The sequence below is a fragment of the Flavobacterium myungsuense genome (assembly GCF_042677265.1).
In the GTDB taxonomy this organism is placed as follows: domain Bacteria; phylum Bacteroidota; class Bacteroidia; order Flavobacteriales; family Flavobacteriaceae; genus Flavobacterium; species Flavobacterium myungsuense.
In genome coordinates, this window is the sequence record NZ_JBHTIZ010000005.1 from 434,964 (window position 1) to 461,023 (window position 26,060).

The window sequence follows — 26,060 nt, forward strand, 5'->3', positions numbered from 1 at the left end:
TAGCATCGTTTGCATCACCACCACCGCCACCGCCACCTAAGAATATTTTATTGGGAATATTAGGAACTTGGATGCCTGGACGACCTCCATTAGGAAAATCTACTCCCCAAACGCGTTCAATTCCATTTCCACCTACACCTCCCGAACCTCCATTTCCACCACCACCACCACCAGCATTATGTGCATTCCCTCCAGTTATACTATTCTTGTTTTTTTAATATGTAAAACATTGTAAAACAAACACATAGAAAAAACAAAAAACAAGTGTAACACAAATATGTTTTACACTTGTTTTACACTATCTTTGTTTTAGTTAATTTTTAAAAAAGAAATTATGACTAAAATAACTTACACACCTTATTTGAAAAAGAAATTTTCAACTGACAACTTTGGAGTAATTCAAGTTAGGAGAACAGAAAACAGAAAATCTACTTATTTTACTTTGAGTGAATCACTAAAAGAAATTTATTGGAATAAAAAGAAGGGAGAGGTAAGAAGTAATTATAAAGAGTATGAAAGATTGACTAATCTCATTAAAGATAAAATAGATGAATTAAAATTCACAGATAGTAAAGTACCTGAAAATTATGTAGAGAAAATTGAAAAGGAATCAAATGAAAAAGTTTCTTTTATTAATTTTTTTGAAAACCAATTATTATACCTTCAATCAAGGAGAGAAATAGGTTCTTATAAATCTCACAAGACAAGTTATTTTCATCTAATGAGTTTTTTAAAAACATTGGATAAAAAAGATTTATTGTTTTCAGAACTCACAACTTTTTTTATCAGAGATTTTGAAACTTATTTAAAATGTACTAAAGATTTATCAACAAATACTTGTATTAAATATTTAAAAACAACAAAGAATGTATTTAAGAAAGGAATTGAACTTTATGTTTATGATACTGACATAGATCCATTTTTAAGAATAAATAAAAAGAAAACACCTGTAAATAAAGACCCATTGACAAAGGTTGAGATTGAAACAATTTTTAACACTAACATAGATAAAAATGACCCCCTTTATAATACTAAAAACTACTTTTTGTTTCAAATTTTTAGTCAAGGTATGAGGGTAAGTGATTTGATTACTTTGAGATGGGGGAATTTAGTATCAGGGAATATTGTTTTTTATCAATTCAAAACAAAAGTACCTCATCTTGTTTCATTAAATGATGTCATACTTTTTAGATTGGTAGATTATTTCCCAAATGGAAATAAAATACTTAATACTAAATTAAATTTTTCAATTGAAGGAGTTGATTATAATATGACTTACCAAGAAATTGAAAAACATTATGAATTAATCACAAAAGAAAACATTTCTAAATATATTAATATAAGTGATGTAATGAAAGGTATTAATAAAGTTGATGAAAACATTGAAAGGTTATTACAAACTTGGTTAGATTTAAAGAATGAGAAAAAGAATCTGATAAAAATGAAATTAGAGATGGAAATCAGAGAATATTCATTAAAAAATCCAAGTAAGTTTGTGTTTCCTATTCTTGATGATAAAATATTTGAGAATGTTCAATTTGGTAGTGAAAAACATATTCTTTCTAAATATCAGTATAATCAGATGTCATCCAAGACAACTATCTACAATAAACAATTAAAAAAATTACAAGAAAGATGTGGTTTGAATAAAGTATTAACTACACATCTATCAAGACATACTTATACTGGATTGATGATTGAACACACAGGAAAAGACATATATACAATTTCCAGAAATCTAGGTCATACTGGATTAAGTTCAACAGAACACTATGTAAGTGATTTCCTTGACAATAGAGTTATAAGTGAGAATGATGAAATGACCAAGAAATTTAATAAAATATTTTGATGATAATAGGAAATTGTAAATTGTGTTTGAGTGAAAATATAGGTTTAGTTAAATCACATATTTATCCTAAATTTCTTTTTAAAGATTTAAAAGGGTTAAAAGGAAATGATAAAATGGTTCAATTAAGACCTAATGATAAAATTAAACAAAAAAGAATGTCTGATTATTTTTATGAGGAAGGTCTTTTATGTAAAACTTGTGAAATAAAGATTTCAGTTTATGAAAAGTATCTTGAAAATTTTTTATTCAAGGAAATTGAATCAGACAATTATTTTATTGAAGAAACAAACTCTTTTTCAATAATTCATTTAAAAAATATTGATTATAAACAATATAAATTAGGTCTTTTATCAATTCTTTGGAGGTCCTCAATAACAAATCATTTAGATTATAAAAATGTTGATTTGGGAGATAAACATAATGAGAGAATAAGATTAATGATACTTAATGATGATTGTAAAGAAGTAAATGATTATCCAATTTTAACTTCAATTATGGATAAAGAAAATGATTTGATTAATACTATTTTACCAATAGAAAAAAGTAAAACAAATGGTATTATTCAGTACACTTTTTATATAAATAAATTTGGATTCTATTTTATGGTTGGAAGTGAAGAAAAAATGAATTCCATAAAATATTATGATTTTCTACCTAATCATAGTGGTAATTTGAAAATTATGAAACATCAGAAAAATTATATGAAAGGACTTTTTGAATCTTATTTATTCAATGATTCATCATTAAGAATAAAATATAATAAATAATAAACTATTTCAATGATTTAAGAACCTCATCAAGTGTATTACTAATGTTTTGAAGGTCTCCAACAAAACCCCAATTTGTGGGGTTTTGATTGAAACTATCTTGATGATTTTTTAATTTCTCATTTAATAGATTTAATTTCTCATCAATCATATCTTTTAAGTCTTTGTATTGTAATGTTGTATTCATTTTTTGAAATTAAAAAGTTAAACTATCATAAACATTGTGAATTTCTTGTTCTCTAATCCCCAAGTATCTTTTTGTAATACTCATACTTGAATGACCAAACAATTCCATCAATAGAACTAAACTTTCATTTGAGTAATTATTTACTTCCATTACCCTTCTACCAAGTGTTTTTCTAAAAGTATGTGTTGAAACATTACCATCTAATTTTATTCTATACTTTTTCACTAACTCTTTAAGTTTTACATTCACATAAGATTTATCAATTGATTTAGTTCCATACTTGTTAATGAATATAAGTTGATTTAAGTTAGTTATATTAGATTTTGAAACAATCCTACTAACAATATCTTTTAAGTCTTTATTCACTTTAATACTTCTTTGTTTTTTTGTTTTCATCTCTCTCAATGTGAAAGTTTCATTATTCAATAAATCTGAATAAGTAAGAGTTAATAAATCTGAAATCCTTAAACCAGTAAAAACACCAATTGAAACTAAAAGACAGAATTTGTAATTCTCATCTTTTTCTAATCTTGTGATTAATGAAATGAAATCATTCCATTCAATATATGTTGTAGTTGTATTTTGTCCTTTGATACTCATAATTTCTATTTGTTATTATTATGATACAAATTTAAGGACATAACTTATACTTACCTAATAAAAATGACAAAAGTATAAGTTAAAGTAGTAAAAAATATATAACTACTTGATTATCAATACTAATCACCTTATACTTTTGTCAAAAGTATAAGGAGAAGTATAAATAATTTTATGAACCATATAATTCATTAACCATATTATCCAAAGTTTGTTCAAGTTCTAATGTTTCAATATCATTTTCTTTGTTTGAAATAATCTCATCAACTATTTTTTCAAACTTCATTTGTTCATCATAAGAAATTTTCTTGACTGGGAACTTTTGAAACACACCTACACCAATATCAACACCAATTCCTCTTTTTTTACCTTCTTTGTGAAACCATCTCTTACCAAAATCTGAATTAAGAATACTTAAAAGATATTTTAAAGAATAATTTTCCTCTTTTTTGTAGATGATTGAAAAAGAAAAACCAACATAAAAGTTTTTATCATCATAAGTAAATTCAGGAGTATCAAACATTCCCTTACAAATTAATTTTTCTTGTTCAAAAATATTTACTCTTATTACCTCATCATCATTTTTGATTTTTTTAATCCTTGGTCTATGTAATGAATATGGTTTATTTGATGAGGTTATGAAATCTGTTAATCTGTCTAAATGATTTTTTACATTTGGATATTTAACACCATCTTTTATATCTTTTTCATTCAAAAACTTATCAGAAAAAATTAGTTTCTCACCAGTATAATTTATCTTGTATTTCCCAACATTCAATGGGTACATATATTTTTTCAATAAATCTTTTTGTTCTTGTTCATTAAATCCTATTTGTACTTGTTCAGATTCAGACAATACAAAAACACCATCACCAACATTTAGTCCATTATTTTTACCATCTAACATTGATTTAGAAAGTTTGTCAGGTGATTCAATTAGTCCTTGACTAACATCAAATAAATTTTTTAAAACATCACAATTATCATATTGTATAGAATGTTCCTCTTCAAAATTCAATTTATTATCCTCTGTGAATATTGTTTTATACTCTCTTTCACTTTCATTAAAGATGAATTTTTCCTCATCAAAATCATCTGTAATTTCTTTTATCATAGTTGGATATTCATCATATTGATTATTTATGTAATAGTGAATCATATGATTACCCACAACCTCATCAAAGATTTTATAATCTTTAAAATTAATAATTTCAGAAATTGTGAGTTCCTCTTTTATTCTTGAAATCAATTTACTTGACCCAGTACTCTTTGTCCAATATGAATTTGTTATGTAAGACATTCTACCATCAGTTTTTAATAAATCAAAACCAAGATGTAAAAAGAAAAACCAATAATCCATTTTACCTTCAATGATGTGATTCCAAACACCACTTTTTCTTATTGGTTCAAATATTTTCTTACCATCTTTTTCTTTTATGTAAGGAGGATTTCCAATAATAATATCAAAACCAATAAAGTTTCCTTCACTATCTAAAACCTCTGGAAATTCAATTCTCCATTCAAAAGAGTTTTTGAAATTTTGAGTATCTAAAATATGATTTAACTCACCTGATGTAATGTTTATTTTTTTCTTTTTATTGTTTAAATCTTTAAGTTCTTTATCTCTTATTTCAAAACCTAACAAATCTAATTGAGTAATTTTTTGTTCTAAAATAAATAGTTCACCTTTAAACTTTTGTAGGTTTTTATTTAATTCAATATCCAATTCTAAAACAATATTTTTCTTGATGTCATCAACTTGTTTTTGAATCTCTTTTTTAATTTGTTTATCATCAGTTTCTTTGTACTGATTAACTTTTTCTAAATAATCTTTTACAGATATTTTAGTTGTTTTTAGAATGTCTTTTAAGTTCTCATTTAATGGAAATCTATGAATTAGTGAATTTCCTTGTTTGATGTTTATATCAATGTTTGGTAATGTCTTTAATTCTTTATAGTTAGACTTTTCTGTGTAATATGAATTTTTCAATAATTCAATCCACAATCTTAATCTACAAATCTTTACAGAGTTTGGATTTATATCAACTCCAAACAAAGATTTTTCAATAATTTTTTTCTTTTCATTAAAAAGAGTTTCTTGAATTTTTTGTAGTTCTTTTGATGGTAATCCATCAACTCCAATTTTATATTCAATTAGATTATTATCTCTGTCTTTGATATACAACTCATCTTTTTCAATATAAATAGAATAACTATTAAGTAATAAACCCATTTCAGATTTTATTCTTAAAAATTGATTCAAACAAGAAACCAAAAAGTGTCCAGAACCAACACTTGGATCACAAATTTTAATACTATCTAATATTTCATTATACTCACTACTTTTTGAATAATTCAAATAAGTTTGTAGTTGTTCTATTGAGGTACAATCCCAGTTGTATTGTTTGTTGAATTTATCTAAAACAACATTTTCAATCAATGATTTAGACATATTGTTAGTACAGAAACCAGGAGTATAAAAACTACCTTCTTTGTATCCATTAATCTTTTCAAAGATTAACCCCAGTACAGATGAATTAATTAAATCCTTTTTATACTTTACAATTTTTTTATTTCCTGATACACCAAAATTATATGTATTAAGAAACTTTATTAAATACTCAAAAGTATTTAGACTTTTATCTTTTATTACTTTACCATCAACATCATTAACAACTTTTGTTTTGTTGAATACTGGAATAGTATCATCATCAGGAAGTCCTGAAATTCTTATTAACTTTCTTTCTAATTCAGTAGTTTCAAAAAGAGAACTATTAAGATATGGGATTAAGTTAAATTTAGATTGAATTTGAGGATTTCTTGTTTTTATAGGTTCATTTAGAACATTAAAAAACAATGTATTCAAGTCATCATAATCTTTTAGAGTTTCAATGTTTAAGAACTTATATTTATTCTCATCAACATTGTTATTATAACTGATTAACTTTGATTCTAAAAGTTTTAAAAATAAAATTCTATTTATCCAAGTAATTGATAGTTCTAATGAAAGGTTAAATAATTTTTCATCATAAGTTTCACCATCAACATTATCAGGATTATCAATATTTTCATAAAGATTTTCAGATTCAATTTTTGAAATTACAGATTCAATAATTGTTCCCTTTATTGGTTTTTTCATTCTTGTAATTAGAGTTTTTCCCTTAATGGTATTTTCCTCTAATCCAATGATATAAAGTAATTCTCTATAAAAGTTTGTGTTTAGTGAATTACTATCATTCTTAAATGATTCTTTTAATAAATGAATAGGATTTAATGTTTTTAAAAAATCAATTAATTCATCTCTATTGTCAATTAATTTATCAAAATTAAAAACATTATATTTTATAATTGTATCAATGTTAGGTATATACTCCATCATTAATTTATAAAACTCATCTGTTCCATTCTTATCAAATCCTTTTTCAATTATTGTTTTCTTGAAAATATTTTTGATGTTTTTATCTTTGAAAAAAGTATAAAAGTCCTGTGATGAAAAAACAAAGATGTTTTTTAAATCAGTGATTATAATATGTGTTAATTCATTATTTTTTTCTATTTCCCTTTCCCACATATAATATAGGATAGTTTCAACAAATGATTTCTTAATAAAACCATTCATTGACATTGAAATCATATCTTTTGAGTTTGGTATTTTGACTTCAATAATAACTTTTGATTTATCTGAATCCTTCTTTTCATAGATTACTAAATCAGAACCCATATTACCTTTATAGGACTTATTATTTACTTTATAAGAACTACTTGGATAATATAAATCTAAAAGAAATTCTTTTAAATTTCCTTTATGATGTTCCTCATCTTGTTTTAATTCAATAGTCTTATTTGTTATTTCATTGAATTTTGAAATTAGTTCAATACTTCTAATAATTTCATCCTCAATTATACTCTCATTATAGAATGATGGATTAATAGTTTTTTGAGGTTTGACTAACTGAAATTCTAACATTGTAAAAGATTTAAGTGTAAAATTATTCCTATTGAATAGGATAAATACAAATTAACAAAAAAACAATGGAAAAATTAAGATTTAGTCAAAAATCCAACAAAATATACTCTCTTATTTATTCTAAAAAAAAAATAAAAAAAAGTTTTTTAGTGTTCATCAGGGGTTCCAAATTTCCAAATTTTTTTGACTTTTTTTTCTTTTTTTTTGATATTATCTTTGTAAAAGAAATCAGAAACACATCTTGTATTAATCTCTATATTAATACATTAAAAGATTTTCACTTGTCTAGACAACATTAAAAATTTAAAAAACTCAACTTGTTGAGGTGGGATTGATTTGTTTAATAATTACTAACAATAAAATAAAAAATAATAAAATGAATTTAAATAAAAACACACAGATAAATGGTGTAATGTATTATGATAAAAATAGTTCAAGTTTAGTCAATTCTTGTGATTTGAATATGAGTTTTGAATCTTACTTTAATACTTGTAATGATATGATAAAAACTAATTTGAATAAGATGTATAGTTTTAATTATAGTAGGGGGAAATCTATATCATCAAATGGATATGTATTCACACTATGTAGTTATAAAGACAATAGATATACTTGTTCTTTTATAGAATTAAAAAAAATTAATAATGAATAAAATTATGAAAACAGAAAGTAAAGAAAAACAACTCTCAACATTAGAGATGAAAAAAATGTTATTAAGTAAAAACACACAAATTAAAATTTAACAAATTAAAACAAATAAAAAAAATGAAAACAACAAAACTCCAAAAAGAAGTTAGTAGAATGTGGAACATCTATCCTGATGAAACATTTATTGAGATGATTAGTTTATTAGATGACCCTGAATACTGGGTCAATGTACAACTAGAAGAACTAACAGATAAAGAATGTCTTAAAATAATAAAAAAATTAGGTAAGATATACTCTAAATGGAATAGATAAAAGAGGTCTCCTTCAAGTGAGACCTCTTTTTTGTTTTATTAAAAATAACCAAGTTTAACTTATGTCAAACCTCTTTTTGTATGTTTTTGTATGTTTTGGTTTGAAATATGAGGTTCTGGGAGGTTTTAATATAAATTCCATACAAACTATCATTTGATATAATTTGGTTTGATTTGGGAGTGTTTATTTAATTATTCAAAAATATCATCTATATCATCAAACTCTTTATTGAAATCATATTTTGAATTAGATTTTAAATTTCTTGTTTTAGTCTTGGTAATTCTATTCTCAAATTTTATATTTTCAATTTGGGTATTAAATTTTATTAATTTCTCATAATTGAAAGGTGAAAAATAATCAAACAAAGATCCTAAATATAACTCATCATTCATTCTATGAATGTCAATTTCATAAGGATTTGAAATAGATACTTTACTATATTTTCCTTGTTCTAAATAAGTCAGTTTAGAATGTTTATTACTACTTATTATATCCCAAAATTCTAAATTGTTTTGATATTGAGAATATCTTGAACTTCTTCTTAAACTAACTAAATCAATTTTCATTTCTAATCTGTAAATATCTTTTTCTAATGTTAATCCTCTTTGATTATAATAGTTTAAAATATAATGTTTCATAGAGTGATGTTTAATCTCATTAGTTTTATTTTCAATTCTTATTTCAATTGGTGATTTATTTTTTTTGATATAAATAGTATCATTCAATACAATGTTTGTGAATCTGTTTTCAGTTGGAACATAACTATAACTTTCAAACCCTTTTTCACAAATGATTTTCTTATTGAAATAGTGTTGGTAATAATTTCTTGTTATTTTTTTATTAGTGTTTATTGAAATTTCAAGTGTTGAGGTTTTATAATCTGTAATGTTGAAAAGTGAAATAAACTTTGTTAGAATCAAATTGAAATCATCAATGTAAAGTGATTGGTTTAACAAACTTATTTTTGATGAATCAGGTCTTAATTTGTCTTTGTGTAATAAGAAACAAAAATCATTTCCTCTGTATCTTACCAATATGTTTTTTTGATGAGTAATTGAATATTTATTATCAGTTTGAGTGATAAATTCAAAACCTCCTTTGTCTTTTAATTCTATATTTTCATTATTGAATATGAGTTTTAGTTTGTCTATGTTAATTACATAATTTGTCATTGTTGAGGTTAATATTGTTTTGTTTTATGTAATACATAATTTTTGTTTTGTTTTTATTGTAAAGTCAAAGATAGTAAGGTTTATATTGTTTTAATTTTATTTAAACTACCTACCTTGTTAGAGGTAGGTTAATTTAATATTTCAATTTCTCAATTTTTATTTTCAGTTCATCAATAGAAATTTTGAGTTTCAAAACCTCCTTTTGTTGAAATTCAGTTTCAGTTTTTAATTTCTCTTTATTCTTTTTAATTAATTCATTTAAGTTCTTTATTCTTTCAAAATTTATCATTAGACTTTTCTAATTTTTCTATAAGTATTCTTTCCATAAGACTAAATAAAGTTTTCTCTGGGTGTAGATGTAAGTTTTTATACTTGACAATTTCACCATCAATTGACTTTAATTCTCTTTGTATTTTTGACTTATTAATATTCAATATTTTTATCATAGATTGAATATCATATAGTTTCTTACTTCCTTTTATAAACTCTACCATTTGATTTTAACTTATGTATTTTCTCCAATAATTGGTATTCTCTAACAAGGTTTTCAATGTTTTCATCATCTTCATCATCTTCAATTTCATCTTGAACCTCATCTTTTTTAATCTCTTTACCATTAATTATTTCATCAAATTCATCTTCAAGATTTTTGTTTGAAACATTAGTTTCCTCATCAGGAAGTTCCTGACTTTCATACTTTTCTAAAAGATATTTCAGAAAGGTTGTGTGTAAATGGAATTTTTTCTTTTTCATATTCTAAATATTAATTTTTTAAATTGATTTGGATCAACTTTAAATTATATATGAAAAAGGGATTTAGTTGTTTTAGAAACAATGGATTTTTTACAGAAAAAAAACACTTTTGTATAAACTTGTATGTACATTTTCATACAAAGAGAATAAAAAAAATATAAAAATGTTTCACTCTAATGTTTCACTCACAAAATAAAAAAACACCTTAACTTGTTGTTTTACAACTTGTTAAAGTGTTTCTTGTGGTGGTACCTCCAGGGATCGAACCAGGGACACATGGATTTTCAGTCCATTGCTCTACCATCTGAGCTAAGGTACCTCTTGCTTTAAGCGGTTGCAAATATAGAACGATTTTTAATTTATACAAAACAATTATTAAAAAAAATCAAATCGTATCTTCGCATTCTAAAATTCAAATGATGCTTTTAGTAATTGATGTTGGAAATACTAGAATTAAAGCCGCTGTTTTTGAGGGTAATACCCTTTTAGAGACTGTATTTTTTTCTAATGTAGCCTTTCTAAAAAACAGTAAAACTATTTTAGATTCTTATCCTAAAGTGACCGATATGATTGTTGCCTCTGTAGGAAATAGAGATAAAGATGATTTTTTGGCTTTAAATACTAAAATAAATGTACATTTTGTTACTCACGAAACGCTGTTCCCTTTCCAAAATTTATATGAAACGCCACATACTTTAGGAATTGACAGAATGGTTCTTGCTGCGGGTGCTGTGCTGCAATTCCCGAAACAAAACCGATTGGTTATTGATGCCGGAACTTGTATTACTTATGATTTTATTGATGATGCTGATTGTTATCTTGGTGGCGCTATTGCACCAGGAATTCGTTTACGGTACGAATCGTTGCATCACTATACCGCTAATTTACCTCTTTTAACATTAGAAAATGTTCTGTCTAATGAACAGCAAAATTTAATTGGCAGTAGTACACAAAAATCTATTCATTCTGGTGTGATAAATGGGGTTGTTTTTGAAATTGAAGGATTTGTCAATGAGTATAGAAAGAAATATCCACAATTTATAATAATTTTAACGGGAGGAGACTCAGATTTTTTGGCTAAACGATTTAAAAATACCATATTTGCCAATTCAAATTTTCTTCTCGAAAGTTTAAATCAAATCTATCTATACATAACTAAAAATGATTAGAAAATTTATATTGCCTCTATTTTTACTTTTTTCTATAGTGTCTTTTTCACAAAATGGTTCTGCTTCTCCTTATTCCTTTTTTGGAGTTGGTGATGTTAAATTTAAAGGGACACATGAAAATAGTGCTATGGGAGGCCTTGCTATTCTTCCGGATAGTATTCATGTCAATCTGCAAAATCCGGCCTCTTATGCTAGTATAAAATTATCAACTTTTACTATTGGAGGAACTTTTAATGCGACACAATTTAATTCTAATTCGGCTAACGAAAAAGCACAAAGATCTTCACTAGATTATTTAGCGGTTGCTATACCAATGAAAAAATTTGGTTTAGCATTTGGATTGCTTCCCTATTCAACTGTTGGATACAAGATAAAAAAAGAAGATGATGTAAACAATATTACAAGGCGTTATACTGGTGACGGAGGATTGAATAAAGCCTTTTTAGGCTTGGGCTATCAAATAACGCCAAGATTAAGTATAGGAACCGAACTTTCTTATAATTTTGGGCGAATAGAAACCAATAGTATTAAATACTTACGGGCTACACAAAATGATGGTTCTCAAGAAACGAATGTATCAGAAATGTCAGGGCTTACAATTAATTTTGGAGCAATGTATACTACCAAAATAAATAAGAACACCCAATTTTATAGCGCACTTACTTTTACCCCACAAAGTAATTTAAGTTCTAACAATACAAGTAATCTTTTTTCGATTCGTTATTTAGGAGATTTTACTCCAATACCTATAGATTTTCTAGACGCGCAAACTTCTAAAACTACTATCAAATTGCCTAGTAAATATTCCTTCGGGGCAGGGTTGGGACAAAGCAGGAAATGGCTTGTTGGTAGCGAAGTTACTTTTCAAGAAAGTAATACATTTAGCAATAGATTGAGTGTTGCCAATAATGTTACATATGAGAATGCGGTAAAATACAGTCTGGGCGGTTTTTATATTCCAAACTACAATTCTTTTACAAGCTATTTCAAAAAAGTTACTTACCGAGGTGGTTTTCGATATGAAAATACAGGTTTGGTAATTAACAATCAGTCAATCAATGATTATGCTTTTACGGCTGGTTTAGGATTGCCTTTAGGGGGCACTTTCTCTAATCTTAATTTTGGAGTTGAATTAGGAAAACGGGGTACAACGAAATCCAATTTAATTGAAGAAAACTATACCAATATCTTGATTAGTTTATCTTTGAATGATAAATGGTTTGTAAGAAGAAAATACGATTAATTCGTAGTAACTTTTCTGTTTTTAGTGTAAACTATATTTTAGGATGAAATATAACAATCATAAATTAGTTTTTTTTCTTTTTCTTATCGGTACTTTTTTGGTGCTCTTAGGTTGCGAGAGCAATTTTAAAGAGATTCAAAAAATTAATTATTCGGAGTTTACACCAAGTGGCGAAGCAGATAATTTTAATTTGAAATATACCGATTCAGGCAGAATTAAATCAATACTTATAAGTCCAAAAATGCTCGACTATTCTAATGTTGAGTTTCCGTTTACCGAATTTCCAAAGGGAATAGATGTAACCTTATATGACGCTAAAAGCAAGCGAACTTTTGTCGTTGCCGATTATGCACTCTCTTTTAAAGGAACCGATGTCATTGATTTAAGAGGAAACGTCAAAATTACAACTGAAACAGGACAATTTTTAGAAACCGAGCAATTGTATTTTGACCAAAAAAACGAATGGTTTTTTACGCAAAAAAAGTTTAAATTTACAGACCCGAAAGGAGTTTCCTTTGGTGAGGGAATCGATTTTAGTAAGGACTTTAAAATTGTAAATTCCCAAAAGATAAAAGGAGAAGTCGACCAATCGGAATAATTATTAAATAAAAATTACAATGAATTATCTAAAATACACACAATACATTTATTTGGTTTTTGGCATCTTATTTATATATGTAGGCTTTACTAAAATAGGAACTTCAGAATCGCCATGGCTTAATTTTATAATTGCTGCAGTAGCTATTTTTATGTTTTTTTTCAGAAGAAAATTTGCTAAAAAATTTGACAATAACGCTAACAAGTAACCATAAGAAATGGAAATTAGTATTATAATACTATGTTTGTTCTTTTGCGCTTTTTTCTCAGGAATGGAAATTGCTTTCATTTCTTCTAATAAAATTTATCTTGAAATAGAAAAAAAACAAGACAATTTTATTTCTCAAATACTCACAAAACTTACAGAAAAACCATCTAAGTTTATAGCGGCAATGCTTATTGGAAACAATATTGCACTTGTAGTTTATGGTTTTTTTATGGGTGATTTGTTAATGGTTTGGATAAAAACAGTACCGTATCATTTCTCAGAGTTGTCGAATTTGTTGATACAAACAGCAGTTTCAACGTTTATAGTTCTTGTAACCGCTGAGTTTTTACCAAAAGTTTTTTTTCAAATCTATTCTAATAGTTTGATTAAATTTTTCGCACTTCCTGCGTATTTGTTCTACAAACTCTTTTATGTTGTCTCTACTTTTATACTTTGGATATCCGATTTTATTCTGCGACGATTCTTTAAAACTCAAGGCGACCAGGTGCAACTCTTTTTTACGAAAGTAGAATTAGGAAACTACATTACCGAACAAATGAGTACTGTTGAAGATCACGAAAATGTTGATTCCGAAATTCAAATTTTTCAAAATGCTTTAGGATTTTCGGGAGTTAAGGCTAGAGATATCATGACTCCTAGAACAGAACTTGTAGCGGTAGATATTTATGATTCTATTTCTGATTTAAAAGAAATGTTTATAAAAACCGGTTATTCCAAAATTTTGGTGCATCAAAGTTCACATGATGACATTATAGGTTATGTGCATTCATTCGAATTATTCAAAAAGCCAAGAAGTATCAAATCGATCTTGATTCCTGTAGAATTTGTTCCAGAAACCATTTTTATAAAAGATGTTTTGAATATACTCACAAAAAAAAGAAAAAGTATTGCTGTTGTTCTCGATGAATATGGCGGCACTTCAGGAATAATTACTGTTGAAGATATTGTTGAAGAACTATTTGGAGAAATAGAAGACGAACATGATGATGTTGAAGAATTAATAGAAAAAGAACTAGAAGATGGAGTTTATTTGTTTTCAACTCGATTTGATGTTGAATATTTAAATCAAACTTTCAAATTGAATATTCCTGAAAGTGACTCTTACGGAACTCTGGGTGGTTTTATTGTCGATTTTACAAAAGAGATTCCTTTAAAAGGAGAACAAATAGTAATTGATAAATTTCATTTTACCATAGAAGAAGCCACAAATAAGAAAATAGAATTGGTTAAACTAACGATTAAAGAATAATTTTAAAAAAAAGAATTAAAATTCTTGAAAATTATAACTATACAGTTATGGTTATTAAATAGATAATTGTATTTTCGCAAACTGAATTTAAAATTAACAACTATAAAAATGGCAGTTTTACAAAAAATTAGACAACGTTCACTCCTACTGATACTCGTTATTGGCTTTTGTTTATTAGCATTCATTATTGGAGATTTGTTCAACAGTGGTGGTTTTAGCAGTACTTCAAAAGATGTTGGAAGCATTAACGGAAAAGATATTTCTTTTGAAGATTTTAGAATTAAAGTTAGTAATGTTGAGAAAAGTGGTCAGCAAGGTATGACGGCTACTCAAGCTGCGAATAGAGTTTGGGATCAAGAAGTTTCGATTGCTTTATTATCTGCCGAATTTGATAAATTAGGGATTAGAGTTGGAGAAAAACACATTCTTGAAGCGTTTAAAGCCGATCAAAATATAGGACAAAACCCAATGTTTCAAACCAAAGGCGTTTTTGATTTAGCAAAGTTTAAAGAATATTTTAAATCAAATCCTGAGCAAGCACAATATGTTAAGGATAGAGAAAAAGATGCCGATCTTAATTCGAAGTATCAATTATACAATACGTTAGTTAAAGCGGGACTTTATACAACTGAAAGCGAAGGAAAGCTTAAATATGAAATGGAAGCCAATAAAGTAAACTTTGATTTTGTTTCTGTTTTATTTTCTTCTTTAAAAGATACCGATGTGAAAATTTCAGATGCTGAAATCACAGAATACATGAAGAAAAACGAGAAAAAATACAAAGCCGAAGAATCTCGTGAGCTGGAATACGTTTTAATTGCTGATAAAGCTTCAGCACAAGACGAAAACGAAGTAAAAACTACAGTAAATTCATTATTAAATACTAGAGTAATTTACAATCAAGCAACTGCTAAAAACGATACTTTACCAGGATTTAGAGAAGCAGTAAATGCAGTTGAATTTGTAAACGAAAATTCGGATCTTCCATACGATTCAACTTATGTTGCTAAAAAAGATTTACCTGCAGAAAGTGCTGAACAATTGTATAATTTGCCTCAAGGAGAAATTTATGGGCCTTACATGAAAGGCGAATACTACTGCATCACTAAATCATTAGGAAGAAAAGCAGGGATTAATGCAAAAGCAAGTCATATCTTGATTAGTTATGAAGGAACGCAAGTGCCTAACAAAAAAGAGAAAAGAACTAAAGCAGAAGCAAAAGCAAAAGCAGATATGTTATTCGCACAAATTCAAGCTAATCCTTCTAGTTTTTTAATGATGGCTTTCTCTAATTCTGATGATTCTTCTTCACAACAAGGTGGCGATTTAGGCTATTTTTCTCCAGGTCAGATGGTAAAACCATTCAATGATTTTGTATTTAATAATCCAGTTGGTAAAATAGGTTTGGTTGAAACTGATTTTGGTTTCCATATCATTAATATTACTGACAATCAAGACGGTGTTCGTTTAGCTACCATTGCCCAAAAAATAGAACCATCTGATGCTACAACAGATAAAATTTACCAATCGGCAGTTAAGTTTGAAATGGATGCTAACGAAAAAGATTTCGAAAAAGTAGCTAAAGAAGCTAAGTTAACAGTAAACCCAGCTGTAAAAGTAAAAGCAATGGATGAAAATTTTGGTAGCGCAGGGAACCAAAGACAAATCGTTAGATGGGCTTTTGAAAGCAGTACAAAAGTTGGTGATGTAAAACGATTTGAGATTGCAAATGTTGGTAATATTATTGCTAAACTAAAGAAAATTTACGAAAAAGGATTAACACCTATCGATGATGCTCGACCAGGAATTGAACCAATTCTTAGAAACAAGAAAAAAGCGGCTTTAATTACTGCAAAAATGAAAGGAGCTTCATTAGCTGCTATTGCAAAATCAAATGCGTCAACAGTTCAACAAGCCTTAGATGTAAATTTAGAAAATGCAAGTATACCAAATGTAGGTCAAGAGAAAAAAGTAGTCGGAATTGCTTTTGCTTCGGCAGTAAATAAACTTTCTGCTCCAATTGAAGGAAATTCTGGAGTATTCGTAATTCAAACAAAATTGGTTACTAAAGCACCAGCTTTAAAAAACCATACCGATTATATTGCAAAAGTAAAATCACAAACTTCTTCTTATTCAGGTAGAGTAATTCCAGCTTTAAAAGCTGAAGCTGAAATAGAAGACAATAGAGCTCAGTTTAATTATTAAATTCAATTCAATCAATAAAAAATCCCAACTCGTTTTTAACTTGTTGGGATTTTTTTATAATATCATTTCTTCATAGGTTAGAATAGTTTCAAACCCTTTTTCTTTAAAATAAGCAGAAGGATTCTCTTTTGAAACCGCTAAAACAAAATCACCTCCCCAAGCACCAAGACTTTTAATAGTTCCTGAAAAATCTGAAAATAATGTTTCTTTTACCGTTTTTGTTTCTAGAATTTCACTTAGAATTATTTCGTGATTTTCAATCTCAGAAATAAACGATTCAATTTCTTTTGAATGTAGAATTGTATTGGTAATGGTGTTTATTTTAGTAATGAATGGAAAAATATCATTTTGTTTCTTATAATAAGAGGCAATCGCATTTTTGCTGCTTTGTTTTTTGTTGAGATAAACAAAATACAATTGGTTGGTAAAACTAGGATTAAAAACTACTGATGCTACAATTGGTTTTCCGTTTACTAATTGATAAAGAATTGGCGTGTTGTTTTGTGCGCAAGCTATGTCATAACCGCTGCCACCAAAACTGTTTTTAAGCAAAGTAAACGCATCAATTTTTATCCATTGCGCTATATTGTTTATTAGTGTTGATGAGGTGCCTAAACCCCAAAATTTAGGAAATGTCAATTGTGTTGTTACATTGTATCCTTCTGACAAATTGATGTAATTAGGATTCAATAGAAATGCTTCATGCAAAATAGCGATTAACGTATTTTTTTCAGTTTGACTTTCGAAGGTTTTTTTTTCAATAATCTCAGAAAATAAAAGGGTTTCATTAAACCAAATACTGTTGTCTTTATCAAAACTTTTCCAAACAATTTCTTTGTTTTTTCCTTCTTCTACTATTAAATTCTGACCGAATTTTGTAGGTAATGCAAGTGCTTTAGCGCCATCTAAAACTAGATATTCACTAGAAATTAATAGTTTTCCGTTGCTGTAGAATGTTTGTTCCAACGTTTTATTTTCTTAAGTTTTCAATAAATTCAACAACAGCGGCATGTGAAACTACATTTTCTTTAAAATGATTGGTAATCAAGATTCGTTCTTCAGCAGTTGCTTCAAATTGATTAATAATATTATTGAGGTGCATTTTCATATGTCCTTCTTGAATTCCCGTTGTAGTTAATGACCGTAAAGCTGCAAAATTCTGAGCTAAACCAGCAACGGCGACTATTTGCATTAATTCCTTAGCATTAGGTTTTTCGAGCATTTCTAAACAAAATTTAACTAACGGATGCAACGAAGTTAATCCGCCAACGGTTCCTAATGCCAATGGAATTTCCATCCAAAAGTAAAAAACATCATTTTCAATTTTAGCATGTGATAAACTTGAATACTGACCATTTCTGGCTGCATAAGCATGAATTCCAGCTTCTACAGCACGAAAATCATTACCCGTTGCAAGTACTACAGCGTCAATTCCGTTCATAATTCCTTTGTTGTGCGTTACCGCACGAAATGGTTCTACTTCGGCTATTTGAACAGCTCTCACGAATTTTTTAGCAAAATCTTGAGCATTTGGAATGTTTTTTTCAATTAATTCTTCCACCCTACAAGAAACTTCGGCTCGAACAATACAATTAGGAACATAATTAGACAAAATACTCATCACTATTTGAATGTTTTTTTCTGCTTCTGAAAAAGCGTCATTCAACAACGCTTCCTCTTTTAAAGTTTTGGCAAATTGCTCTAAGCATGAATTGATAAAATTGGCTCCCATTGAATCAACTGTTTCAAAAGTTGCATGCAATTGGTAGTAATTTTCTATTAAATGAGTCTTGTTTCTTAACTCAATATCTAGAATGCCTCCGCCACGCTTTTGCATATTTTTAGTTATGCTCTCAGTAGCAGAAATGCATTTATCTTTTATTTCTAAAAAGAATTTATCAAGTTTTGAACTATCTCCTGAAAATATAAAATGAACCTGCCCAATTTTTTCGGTACTTAAAACAGTAGTTTTAAATCCGCCACGACTAGCCCAAAATTTAGCTGATTTTGATGCGGCAGCCACAACAGAACTTTCTTCAATAGCCATTGGAATGGTATACTGTTTCCCGTTGATTAGGAAATTTGGAGCGATCCCCAGAGGTAAATAAAAATTAGTTATGGTGTTTTCTATAAATTCATCATGCAATTGTTGCAGTTTTTCGTCAGCATTCCAATATCTTTTAAGTAATGAAATAGCTTCTGAAGGATTAGAGAAATATTCTTTGGCAATCCAGTTTATTTTTTCTTGTTTGGATAATTTAGAAAATCCAGCGATTTGGTTTGGCATTGTAATTTTTTTCTAGTAGGGATTTTTATTCTTAATAAGACCAATAACAAGAACTAATTGTTTCTCATCATTAATTTTGTATGTTATAGTATAACCTTTGTGAGTATAGCCTCGAAAAGTATCGTCGTCAAAATAAAAAGATTTTTTGTAATTGTAAGGGAATTTTAAATCTTTTTTGATTGCAACGATTAAATCTTTCTTAAATTTTCTGGCGGCTTCTGGTTTGTCTTTCGATATGAAATCAATTATTTCGTTTAGTAAAAAATAAAAATTTTCAGAAAAATTAATTTTCATATTTAGAAATTGTTTTTTCTAACATGTCATTTAATTCGTCAATATAGTATAATTTGCTTTCTCCTGATTCTATTTTTTTGACTTCTAAATGCAGAAGTTCTCTATGTTCATTAAAAGCTTTATTATCCGAAAAACCCATGTCTTCTTCAATAATTTGCAACTCGCTTTTAGAAAAAGAATTTAAAAATTCAATTAGTTTTTCTTTTATATTAGATTGAAATTCAATTTTGATAGTTTCCATATTCTTTTTATTTAATTCAAAATTAATAAAAAATTGATATAAAACTTGGTTTTGGCACTTGATTCTTTTTTTCTATGATAGAAATTAATATTCATATTTGCCATTATGTGTAAATTTTTCACTAAAATTGATGACTTTTATATTTAACTATAATCTATGAGATCAATCAAAATTATTTGCATTCTTTTTTTATTGAGTTTTTCGGTTGTTGCCCAACAAAAAATAACTGTTGAAGGAATTTATTCAGGTGTTTTTCGAGCCAAAGGAATGGACGAATTGCAGTCTATGAAAAATACCAATCAATATACCGTATTAAATTTTGACAGAGCTTCTAGAAGTATGCAAATAGACTTATATGATTTTGCCAACTTAAAAAAAGTAGCCACACTTATAGATACTAAAGACCAAAAAGAATTAGCTGATGGCATTGATAGTTATTCTTTCAATTCTGATGAAAAATTGATTTTAATTGCAAACAATACCAATCAAATTTACCGTTATTCGTTTACTGCCGATTATTATTTATACAATACTACAACTAAAGAGTTAACAAAATTATTTGATTATCAAATACAAGAACCGACTTTCTCTCCCGATGGAAAAAAAATAGCCTATGCCAAAGAAAACAATCTTTTTGTTTACGATATTGAGTCAAAAAAATCAGTTCAAATAACAACTGACGGCAAGAAAAACGAAATTATAAACGCAATTACAGATTGGGTTTATGAAGAAGAATTTGCTTTTGTAAAAGCTTTTGATTGGAGTGCTGACAGTAAAAAAATTGCGTATATCCGTTTCGATGAAAGTCAAGTGCCAGAATTTTCGATGTCGATGTTTAGAAAAGACTTGTATCCAACTATTGAAACCTTTAAATATCCGAAAGCAGGTGAAAAAAATTCATTGGTTTCTTTGCATATTTATGATGTTGCTGGTTTTTCAACTAAAGAAATTGATCTTTCAAAATACAATGATTTTTACATTCCAAGAATAGAGTGGACTAATGACTCCAATATTTTATCAGCAAAAGTATTAAATCGTCACCAAGACAATTTAGATTTATTGTTTGTTGATAGCACTACAGGAACAACCAAAGTAGTGCTTAACGAAAAAGACAAAGCCTATATTGATTTTATTGATACCGATAACTTAACCTTTTTAAAAGATAATAGCTTTATTTGGACATCTGAGAAAGACGGTCACAACCACATTTATGTATACGATAAAACGGGGAAATTAAAAAATCAAGTTACAAAAGGAAACTGGGAAGTAACCTCTTACTATGGTTTTGATGAGAAAACTAAAACTATTTTTTACCAATCGGTGGAGAATGGTTCTATTAATAGAGATATTTATAAAATAGGCCTTGATGGAAAAAATAAGGTGCGATTGTCTCAAAATACTGGAACAAACTCGGCAACTTTTAGCCCGAATTTTCAATATTTTATCACCACTTTTTCTAGTGCAACTCAGCCCACAACTTATACATTAAATGAATCTAAATCAGGAAAATTAGTTCAAGTTATCGAAAACAATGAAGCATTAGCTACAAAACTCAAAAACTATAATTTACCGTCGAAAGAATTTTTTGTTTTAAAAACTCCAAAAGGAAACGAACTCAATGCTTGGATGATAAAGCCTAAGAATTTTGATGCTTCAAAAAAATATCCGGTTTTTATGTATCAATATTCCGGACCTGGTTCACAACAAGTCAATAACGAATGGAACAGCACTGATGATTATTGGTTTATGATGTTGGCTGAACAAGGATATATTGTTGCTTGTGTTGACGGAAGAGGAACCGGATTTAAAGGAGCTGAATTTAAAAAATGTACTCAAAAAGAATTAGGAAAATACGAAGTAGAAGATCAAATTGACGCTGCAAAAGTGTTAGGAAAGTATCCATATATAGATCAATCTAGAATCGGAATTTTTGGATGGAGTTTTGGAGGCTTCATGTCTTTAAATTGTATTTTGAAAGGCTCAGATGTGTTTAAAATGGCTATTGCCGTTGCTCCGGTAACCAATTGGAGATTTTACGATACTATTTACACCGAGAGATACATGCAAACTCCACAAGAAAACCCAAGTGGTTATGACGAAAACTCTCCAATAAATCATGTAGATAAACTCAAAGGAAAATTACTTTTAATTCATGGCTCAGGCGATGATAATGTGCATGTTCAAAATGCTATGCAAATGATGGAAGCCTTAATTCAAGCCAATAAACAATTTGATTCGCAAATATATCCAGACAATAATCATGGTATTTACGGCGGAAAAACCAGAATTCAATTGTATAATAAAATGACTAATTTTATCAAAGAAAATTTATAATTCATGCATTTAGTTACCATTCAAAATAAAATATATGAGATTAATGGCATTAAGGTTATGCTTGATTTTGATTTAGCAGAACTTTATGAAGTGGAAACTAGAGTATTAAACCAAGCAATAAAAAGAAATATCGATAGTTTTCCTGAAGATTTCATGTTTAGATTAACTAAAGAAGAATGGGAACGTCTGTCATCACAATCTGTGATTACATCCTCATCATCACAAATTGTGATGATGGATTTACCGAAAAATAGAACAGGAAAATATTTGCCATATGCTTTTACAGAACACGGGGTTACAATGTTAGCAAGTATTTTGCGAAGTCCAAAAGCAAGAAAAATGAATATTGCTATAGTGAGAGCGTTTGTAGCTTTAAGAAAAACGCTTTTAAATATAGAAAACCTTACAAGCCATATTCAAGAATTGGAAACTAAATATGATAAACAATTTGAAGATATTTTTGAAGCAATTCAGTTTTTAATTACAGATACTAATAGCTCTGATGCTAAACCAGAAAGAGTAAAAATAGGATATAAGAAATAATCCCAGAATTCAATTGTATAACAAAATGACTAATTTTATCAAAGAAAATTTATAGAGATGACTAAAACAAATGTATTAACATTAGAAGAAATTCAAAATTTTGAAGGCAAATATCCAAAACAGTTGTGGTATTTGTTTTTAGTAGAAATGTGGGAGAGATTCTGTTTTTATGGAATGCGTGGGGTTTTAACCATTTTTATGGCAGATCAAATATTAGGATTATCCTTATCTGACAAAGAAGCAAATTTAAAATATGGAGCTATTCAGGCCTTTGTATATGCATTTACTTTTATTGGAGGTATTTTTGCAGATAAAATTTTAGGATTTAAAAAATCACTTCTTTTTGGAGCGATTGTTATGATTCTTGGGAATTTAATTATTGCTTTTTCTCCTCAAGATTTTTTCTATTTAGGAATCACGTTGTCTATTATTGGAACTGGTTTCTTTAAACCCAATATTTCTTCAATGGTAGGAGAACTTTATAAAGAAGGCGACAGCAGACGTGATGCCGGTTTCGGGTTGTTTTATTCAGGAATAAATTTGGGTGCTTTACTTGGAGGAGCTGTTTGTGTATATCTAGGTACAAGCCCAGAATATGGTTGGAGTTATGCTTTTTTATCAGCTGCAATTGTAATGATTATTGGGTTAGTAACTTTTATCATTATAAAAAAATCATTGGGACCAATAGGCGATTCTCCTTTGCTGAATTTAAGTAATTCTAAAAGAACTTTAAATGAGATTGCGGTTTATGTTGGATCATTAATTAGTATTCCATTAATTTTTATAATGATAAAAAATACGGATTATACTGATTATTTTATGTACACCATTGGTCCATTGGCGATTTTATATTTTATATACGAAACAATAAAAGAGAAAGAAATTAAAGCACAAAAGAAATTAATTGCAGCATTTATATTCATTCTTTTTTCGGTTATCTTTTGGGCTTTCTTTGAGCAAAGCGGTGGGTCATTAGCCCTTTTCGCCAAAAATAATTTGAATAGCTCACTTTTATTTTTTGAAATAAATCCAAATATTATCAACAATACTTCTAATTCTTTATTTGTAATTGTTTTTAGTCCAATTTTGGGATTAATTTGGCTAGCTATGGCAAAAAAGAAAATTGAGCCTAACACTGTATTGAAATTTGGAATTGGATTTTTGTTTTTAGCATTGTCATTTTATGTGTTTTATTATACGCGATTTTTTGCCAATTTAGAAGGAATTACTTCTCTAAATGTTTTTACTTTTGCTTATTTAATAATAACATTTGGTGAACTGTGCTTATCCCCAATTGGATTGTCAATTATGACAAAACTATCTCCTAAAAGGTTGTCAGGAATGATGATGGGGATGTGGTTTTTAGCAAGTGCTTATGGGCAATATGTTGCGGGTTTATTAGGTGCAGGAATGTCTTCGCCTGATGAAAATGCAACATTAATTACTAAACTTCACGGCTACACCGAAGGCTATTATCAACTAGCAATTTATGCATTAATTGCAGGAGTATTATTAATTGTAGTATCGCCATTAATAAAAAAACTAATGCAAGAAGTAAAATAAAAATAATATGACTCAAAACTCAACCGATCAGTTTTTTAAAAATCCCGTACTTGGTCATCCTGCAGGATTATTTGTATTGTTTTTTACAGAAATGTGGGAGCGATTTTCATTCTATGGAATGCGTTCTTTATTAATATTATTCTTGACAACATCGGCAGTTGACGGAGGTTGGGAATGGACTCGCGAAAATGCGTCAGCTTTATTTGGTTCCTATGTAGGATTGGTTTATTTGTCTACCATGTTAGGCGGATATTTCGCTGATAAAGTTATTGGTTTTCGTTGGGCAATTGTTTTGGGAGCAACTCTAATGACTCTTGGTCATGCTTCAATGGCATTAGAAACCCATTTTTCAATTTATTTAGGATTGGTATTATTGGTTTTTGGAAACGGATTTTTTAAGCCTAATATGACTTCTATAGTTTCAGAAATGTATAAAGACAGACCTGAGAAAAAAGATGGCGCTTATACTTTATTTTATATGGGTGTAAATGCAGGTGCCTTTTTCGGAATTTTACTCTGTGGTTATCTTGGCGAAAAAGTAGGTTGGAGTTATGGTTTTGGTTTAGCCGGAATTTTTATGTTTTTCGGTACTTTACAATTTTGGTTGTCTCAAAATATATTTGGAGATATTGGTTTAAAACCAAATGCTGCTAGTAAAGCAAAAGCGGAAGCACTTGATACTGATAAAAGAAATCCTTTTACATCAATACAATTAGTAGTAATAACTATAACTTGTCTTTTAGGATTGTTATGGATTTTAAACGATCCTGCCTCAAAAATTTCTGGAGGAAAAGTAAATGTATTTGGTTTTCTGGGCGAAAACGGAAATTCAATTGCTATTGTTACCGCTTTAGCATTGTTTATAGGGTTATTAATGTATCGATTTACACAATATTCTCAAATCACTAAAGAAAAACTTATTGCAGTTACATTTTTCGCTTTTCTTACTATTTTCTTTTGGGCAATTTTTGAGCAGTCGCCAAACAGCTTAACCATTTTTGCAAACGATTACACTAATAGAGTTTTAGAAGGGAATTGGAGTGTGACTTTTTTAATCATCAATTCATTAATAACCATATTGCCATTGGCCATAATTACATGGGTTTTGTACTTATTATTTAAACAAACATTCAAAAATTATGCAATTGCCAATATCATTTTAAGTATAAGTTTTGTAATTATATGGGCAATCGCCATCTGGATGTTAGCAAAAGATTATTATACAGCAGGATATTTATCTTTATCAGATGATACATTATCTTTATTAAAAATTGATAAAGTTACAATGCCTTTAACAGAAGTTCCTGCAACTTGGTTTTCTACACTAAACTCATTGTTTATTATCACTTTAGCACCTTTGTTTTCTAAATGGTGGGAGAGTAAATACAATCCAAATGCCAATTTAAAGTATGGAATTGGTATGGGATTATTGGCTTTAGGTATGGCTTGTGTAGCTTTTGGAGCAAACGGTATTTTACCAGGAGCAAAAACAGCATCAGTGAGTATGATATGGTTGATTTTAGTATATTTGTTCCATACAATGGCCGAATTGTGTATATCGCCAGTAGGTTTGTCTTATGTAAGTAAGCTAGTTCCAGCAAGAATGATTGCATTTATGTTTGGAGTTTGGTATCTTGCAGTAGCTATTGGAATGAAAGGAGCAGGGATGTTTGGAGAAAATATTGATACCATTGCCAATGAGCATGGATTGAGCTATTTTTTCTGGATGTTAACAATTATTTCTCTTGTTGTTGCTGCTTTTTCAATAATAATGGGTCCAATTATAAAAAAATTAATGCATGGTGTCCGATAAATTTAAGGCACGGTTTTTGAAAACTAAATTTTAAATAATAA

23 protein-coding genes and 1 tRNA gene are annotated in these 26,060 nt (G+C 28.2%); 14 read left to right on the plus strand and 10 right to left on the minus strand.

Translation table 11 applies throughout. The features are described from left to right. The first annotated feature begins 50 nt into the window (after positions 1 to 50). The 3 genes from ACFQ0S_RS02395 to ACFQ0S_RS02405 all read left to right on the plus strand — a co-directional run bounded on the left by ACFQ0S_RS02395 (position 51) and on the right by ACFQ0S_RS02405 (position 2,616). Complete coding sequence (locus ACFQ0S_RS02395; protein WP_379752855.1) at positions 51 to 218, plus strand: hypothetical protein; 168 nt, start codon at positions 51 to 53, stop codon at positions 216 to 218. 116 nt (positions 219 to 334) lie between these two features. Next, a complete protein-coding gene (locus tag ACFQ0S_RS02400; protein WP_379752858.1) occupies positions 335 to 1,849 on the plus strand; it encodes a tyrosine-type recombinase/integrase in 1,515 nt (504 codons plus the stop codon). Then, a complete protein-coding gene (locus tag ACFQ0S_RS02405; protein WP_379752860.1) occupies positions 1,849 to 2,616 on the plus strand; it encodes a hypothetical protein in 768 nt (255 codons plus the stop codon). Before ACFQ0S_RS02400 ends, ACFQ0S_RS02405 begins: the two co-directional genes overlap by 1 nt. Before the next feature lie 4 nt (positions 2,617 to 2,620). Here the strand turns inward: ACFQ0S_RS02405 and ACFQ0S_RS02410 are convergent, their stop codons facing one another. The 3 genes from ACFQ0S_RS02410 to ACFQ0S_RS02420 all read right to left on the minus strand — a co-directional run bounded on the left by ACFQ0S_RS02410 (position 2,621) and on the right by ACFQ0S_RS02420 (position 7,367). Further along, entirely contained in the window at positions 2,621 to 2,803 is a 183-nt protein-coding gene (locus ACFQ0S_RS02410; protein WP_379752863.1) for a hypothetical protein, read from the minus strand. A 9-nt stretch (positions 2,804 to 2,812) separates the two neighbouring features. Then, the gene (locus tag ACFQ0S_RS02415; protein ID WP_379752866.1) at positions 2,813 to 3,403 is read right to left on the minus strand and encodes a tyrosine-type recombinase/integrase; all 591 of its coding nucleotides are present in this window, start codon (positions 3,401 to 3,403) and stop codon (positions 2,813 to 2,815) included. 169 nt (positions 3,404 to 3,572) lie between these two features. After that, positions 3,573 to 7,367 carry a type IIG restriction enzyme/methyltransferase gene (locus ACFQ0S_RS02420; RefSeq protein ID WP_379752868.1) on the minus strand — a complete coding sequence of 1,265 codons (3,795 nt, stop codon included), beginning with the start codon at positions 7,365 to 7,367 and terminating at the stop codon, positions 3,573 to 3,575. Between the two features lie 765 nt (positions 7,368 to 8,132). On the opposite strand from ACFQ0S_RS02420, the gene ACFQ0S_RS02425 reads away from it, so the two are divergent. Further along, complete coding sequence (locus tag ACFQ0S_RS02425; protein ID WP_379752871.1) at positions 8,133 to 8,327, plus strand: hypothetical protein; 195 nt, start codon at positions 8,133 to 8,135, stop codon at positions 8,325 to 8,327. Between the two features lie 191 nt (positions 8,328 to 8,518). On the opposite strand, the gene ACFQ0S_RS02430 is transcribed toward ACFQ0S_RS02425, so the two are convergent. The 3 genes from ACFQ0S_RS02430 to ACFQ0S_RS02440 all read right to left on the minus strand — a co-directional run bounded on the left by ACFQ0S_RS02430 (position 8,519) and on the right by ACFQ0S_RS02440 (position 10,571). Further along, the gene (locus ACFQ0S_RS02430) at positions 8,519 to 9,499 is read right to left on the minus strand and encodes a hypothetical protein (RefSeq protein WP_379752874.1); all 981 of its coding nucleotides are present in this window, start codon (positions 9,497 to 9,499) and stop codon (positions 8,519 to 8,521) included. 468 nt (positions 9,500 to 9,967) lie between these two features. Continuing rightward, positions 9,968 to 10,252: a hypothetical protein gene (locus ACFQ0S_RS02435; RefSeq protein WP_379752877.1), complete on the minus strand. Its 285-nt coding sequence runs from the start codon at positions 10,250 to 10,252 to the stop codon at positions 9,968 to 9,970. 243 nt (positions 10,253 to 10,495) lie between these two features. Next, positions 10,496 to 10,571 (minus strand) — tRNA-Phe (locus ACFQ0S_RS02440). A gap of 100 nt (positions 10,572 to 10,671) precedes the next feature. On the opposite strand from ACFQ0S_RS02440, the gene ACFQ0S_RS02445 reads away from it, so the two are divergent. The 6 genes from ACFQ0S_RS02445 (at position 10,672) to ACFQ0S_RS02470 (ending at position 16,944) form a co-directional block, all read left to right on the plus strand. Then, positions 10,672 to 11,421, plus strand: a complete 750-nt coding sequence (locus tag ACFQ0S_RS02445; RefSeq protein ID WP_379752880.1) for a type III pantothenate kinase — start codon at positions 10,672 to 10,674, stop codon at positions 11,419 to 11,421. Further along, positions 11,414 to 12,664: a hypothetical protein gene (locus tag ACFQ0S_RS02450; RefSeq protein WP_379752883.1), complete on the plus strand. Its 1,251-nt coding sequence runs from the start codon at positions 11,414 to 11,416 to the stop codon at positions 12,662 to 12,664. The genes ACFQ0S_RS02445 and ACFQ0S_RS02450 overlap by 8 nt, the downstream gene beginning before the upstream one ends. 43 nt (positions 12,665 to 12,707) lie before the next feature. Then, on the plus strand, positions 12,708 to 13,262 hold the full coding sequence (lptC, locus tag ACFQ0S_RS02455; RefSeq protein WP_379752886.1) for an LPS export ABC transporter periplasmic protein LptC: 555 nt from the start codon (positions 12,708 to 12,710) through the stop codon (positions 13,260 to 13,262). A gap of 19 nt (positions 13,263 to 13,281) precedes the next feature. Further along, entirely contained in the window at positions 13,282 to 13,470 is a 189-nt protein-coding gene (locus tag ACFQ0S_RS02460; RefSeq protein WP_379752889.1) for a hypothetical protein, read from the plus strand. Between the two features lie 9 nt (positions 13,471 to 13,479). After that, entirely contained in the window at positions 13,480 to 14,739 is a 1,260-nt protein-coding gene (locus ACFQ0S_RS02465; RefSeq protein WP_379752892.1) for a hemolysin family protein, read from the plus strand. A gap of 108 nt (positions 14,740 to 14,847) precedes the next feature. Next, positions 14,848 to 16,944: a peptidylprolyl isomerase gene (locus tag ACFQ0S_RS02470; protein ID WP_379752895.1), complete on the plus strand. Its 2,097-nt coding sequence runs from the start codon at positions 14,848 to 14,850 to the stop codon at positions 16,942 to 16,944. Positions 16,945 to 16,998: 54 nt separating this feature from the next. Here the strand turns inward: ACFQ0S_RS02470 and ACFQ0S_RS02475 are convergent, their stop codons facing one another. The 4 genes from ACFQ0S_RS02475 to ACFQ0S_RS02490 are packed head-to-tail and all read right to left on the minus strand — an operon-like array spanning position 16,999 to position 19,766. Continuing rightward, positions 16,999 to 17,910 carry a GYDIA family GHMP kinase gene (locus ACFQ0S_RS02475; protein ID WP_379752898.1) on the minus strand — a complete coding sequence of 304 codons (912 nt, stop codon included), beginning with the start codon at positions 17,908 to 17,910 and terminating at the stop codon, positions 16,999 to 17,001. A 4-nt stretch (positions 17,911 to 17,914) separates the two neighbouring features. Continuing rightward, positions 17,915 to 19,231, minus strand: a complete 1,317-nt coding sequence (locus tag ACFQ0S_RS02480; protein ID WP_379752901.1) for a hydroxymethylglutaryl-CoA reductase, degradative — start codon at positions 19,229 to 19,231, stop codon at positions 17,915 to 17,917. Between the two features lie 12 nt (positions 19,232 to 19,243). Further along, a complete protein-coding gene (locus ACFQ0S_RS02485) occupies positions 19,244 to 19,525 on the minus strand; it encodes a type II toxin-antitoxin system RelE/ParE family toxin (RefSeq protein WP_379752904.1) in 282 nt (93 codons plus the stop codon). Further along, positions 19,515 to 19,766 (minus strand): hypothetical protein, encoded by a 252-nt coding sequence (locus tag ACFQ0S_RS02490; RefSeq protein WP_379752907.1) that lies wholly within the window; start codon positions 19,764 to 19,766, stop codon positions 19,515 to 19,517. The genes ACFQ0S_RS02485 and ACFQ0S_RS02490 overlap by 11 nt, the downstream gene beginning before the upstream one ends. A 156-nt stretch (positions 19,767 to 19,922) precedes the next feature. Here ACFQ0S_RS02490 and ACFQ0S_RS02495 point away from each other — a divergent pair, with 156 nt between their 5' ends. Genes ACFQ0S_RS02495 through ACFQ0S_RS02510 form a run of 4 tightly spaced genes read left to right on the plus strand, consistent with a single transcriptional unit; the run spans position 19,923 to position 26,019 of the window. Then, on the plus strand, positions 19,923 to 22,100 hold the full coding sequence (locus ACFQ0S_RS02495; RefSeq protein ID WP_379752910.1) for a S9 family peptidase: 2,178 nt from the start codon (positions 19,923 to 19,925) through the stop codon (positions 22,098 to 22,100). Between the two features lie 3 nt (positions 22,101 to 22,103). Then, entirely contained in the window at positions 22,104 to 22,643 is a 540-nt protein-coding gene (locus ACFQ0S_RS02500; RefSeq protein WP_379752913.1) for an ORF6N domain-containing protein, read from the plus strand. Positions 22,644 to 22,700: 57 nt separating this feature from the next. Next, positions 22,701 to 24,206, plus strand: a complete 1,506-nt coding sequence (locus ACFQ0S_RS02505) for a peptide MFS transporter (RefSeq protein WP_379752916.1) — start codon at positions 22,701 to 22,703, stop codon at positions 24,204 to 24,206. A 7-nt stretch (positions 24,207 to 24,213) separates the two neighbouring features. Beyond that, positions 24,214 to 26,019 (plus strand): peptide MFS transporter, encoded by a 1,806-nt coding sequence (locus ACFQ0S_RS02510; RefSeq protein WP_379752919.1) that lies wholly within the window; start codon positions 24,214 to 24,216, stop codon positions 26,017 to 26,019. Positions 26,020 to 26,060 lie beyond the last annotated feature (41 nt).

Bases quoted from the DNA above. Each gene is read 5' to 3' on its own strand.
- ACFQ0S_RS02400 (WP_379752858.1), top strand. From the start codon at position 335: ATGACTAAAATAACTTACACACCTTATTTGAAAAAGAAATTTTCAACT.
- ACFQ0S_RS02405 (WP_379752860.1), top strand. From the start codon at position 1,849: ATGATAATAGGAAATTGTAAATTGTGTTTGAGTGAAAATATAGGTTTA.
- ACFQ0S_RS02410 (WP_379752863.1), bottom strand. From the start codon at position 2,803: ATGAATACAACATTACAATACAAAGACTTAAAAGATATGATTGATGAG.
- ACFQ0S_RS02415 (WP_379752866.1), bottom strand. From the start codon at position 3,403: ATGAGTATCAAAGGACAAAATACAACTACAACATATATTGAATGGAAT.
- ACFQ0S_RS02420 (WP_379752868.1), bottom strand. From the start codon at position 7,367: ATGTTAGAATTTCAGTTAGTCAAACCTCAAAAAACTATTAATCCATCA.
- ACFQ0S_RS02425 (WP_379752871.1), top strand. From the start codon at position 8,133: ATGAAAACAACAAAACTCCAAAAAGAAGTTAGTAGAATGTGGAACATC.
- ACFQ0S_RS02430 (WP_379752874.1), bottom strand. From the start codon at position 9,499: ATGACAAATTATGTAATTAACATAGACAAACTAAAACTCATATTCAAT.
- ACFQ0S_RS02435 (WP_379752877.1), bottom strand. From the start codon at position 10,252: ATGAAAAAGAAAAAATTCCATTTACACACAACCTTTCTGAAATATCTT.
- ACFQ0S_RS02445 (WP_379752880.1), top strand. From the start codon at position 10,672: ATGCTTTTAGTAATTGATGTTGGAAATACTAGAATTAAAGCCGCTGTT.
- ACFQ0S_RS02450 (WP_379752883.1), top strand. From the start codon at position 11,414: ATGATTAGAAAATTTATATTGCCTCTATTTTTACTTTTTTCTATAGTG.
- lptC (WP_379752886.1), top strand. From the start codon at position 12,708: ATGAAATATAACAATCATAAATTAGTTTTTTTTCTTTTTCTTATCGGT.
- ACFQ0S_RS02460 (WP_379752889.1), top strand. From the start codon at position 13,282: ATGAATTATCTAAAATACACACAATACATTTATTTGGTTTTTGGCATC.
- ACFQ0S_RS02465 (WP_379752892.1), top strand. From the start codon at position 13,480: ATGGAAATTAGTATTATAATACTATGTTTGTTCTTTTGCGCTTTTTTC.
- ACFQ0S_RS02470 (WP_379752895.1), top strand. From the start codon at position 14,848: ATGGCAGTTTTACAAAAAATTAGACAACGTTCACTCCTACTGATACTC.
- ACFQ0S_RS02480 (WP_379752901.1), bottom strand. From the start codon at position 19,231: ATGCCAAACCAAATCGCTGGATTTTCTAAATTATCCAAACAAGAAAAA.
- ACFQ0S_RS02485 (WP_379752904.1), bottom strand. From the start codon at position 19,525: ATGAAAATTAATTTTTCTGAAAATTTTTATTTTTTACTAAACGAAATA.
- ACFQ0S_RS02490 (WP_379752907.1), bottom strand. From the start codon at position 19,766: ATGGAAACTATCAAAATTGAATTTCAATCTAATATAAAAGAAAAACTA.
- ACFQ0S_RS02495 (WP_379752910.1), top strand. From the start codon at position 19,923: ATGAGATCAATCAAAATTATTTGCATTCTTTTTTTATTGAGTTTTTCG.
- ACFQ0S_RS02500 (WP_379752913.1), top strand. From the start codon at position 22,104: ATGCATTTAGTTACCATTCAAAATAAAATATATGAGATTAATGGCATT.
- ACFQ0S_RS02505 (WP_379752916.1), top strand. From the start codon at position 22,701: ATGACTAAAACAAATGTATTAACATTAGAAGAAATTCAAAATTTTGAA.
- ACFQ0S_RS02510 (WP_379752919.1), top strand. From the start codon at position 24,214: ATGACTCAAAACTCAACCGATCAGTTTTTTAAAAATCCCGTACTTGGT.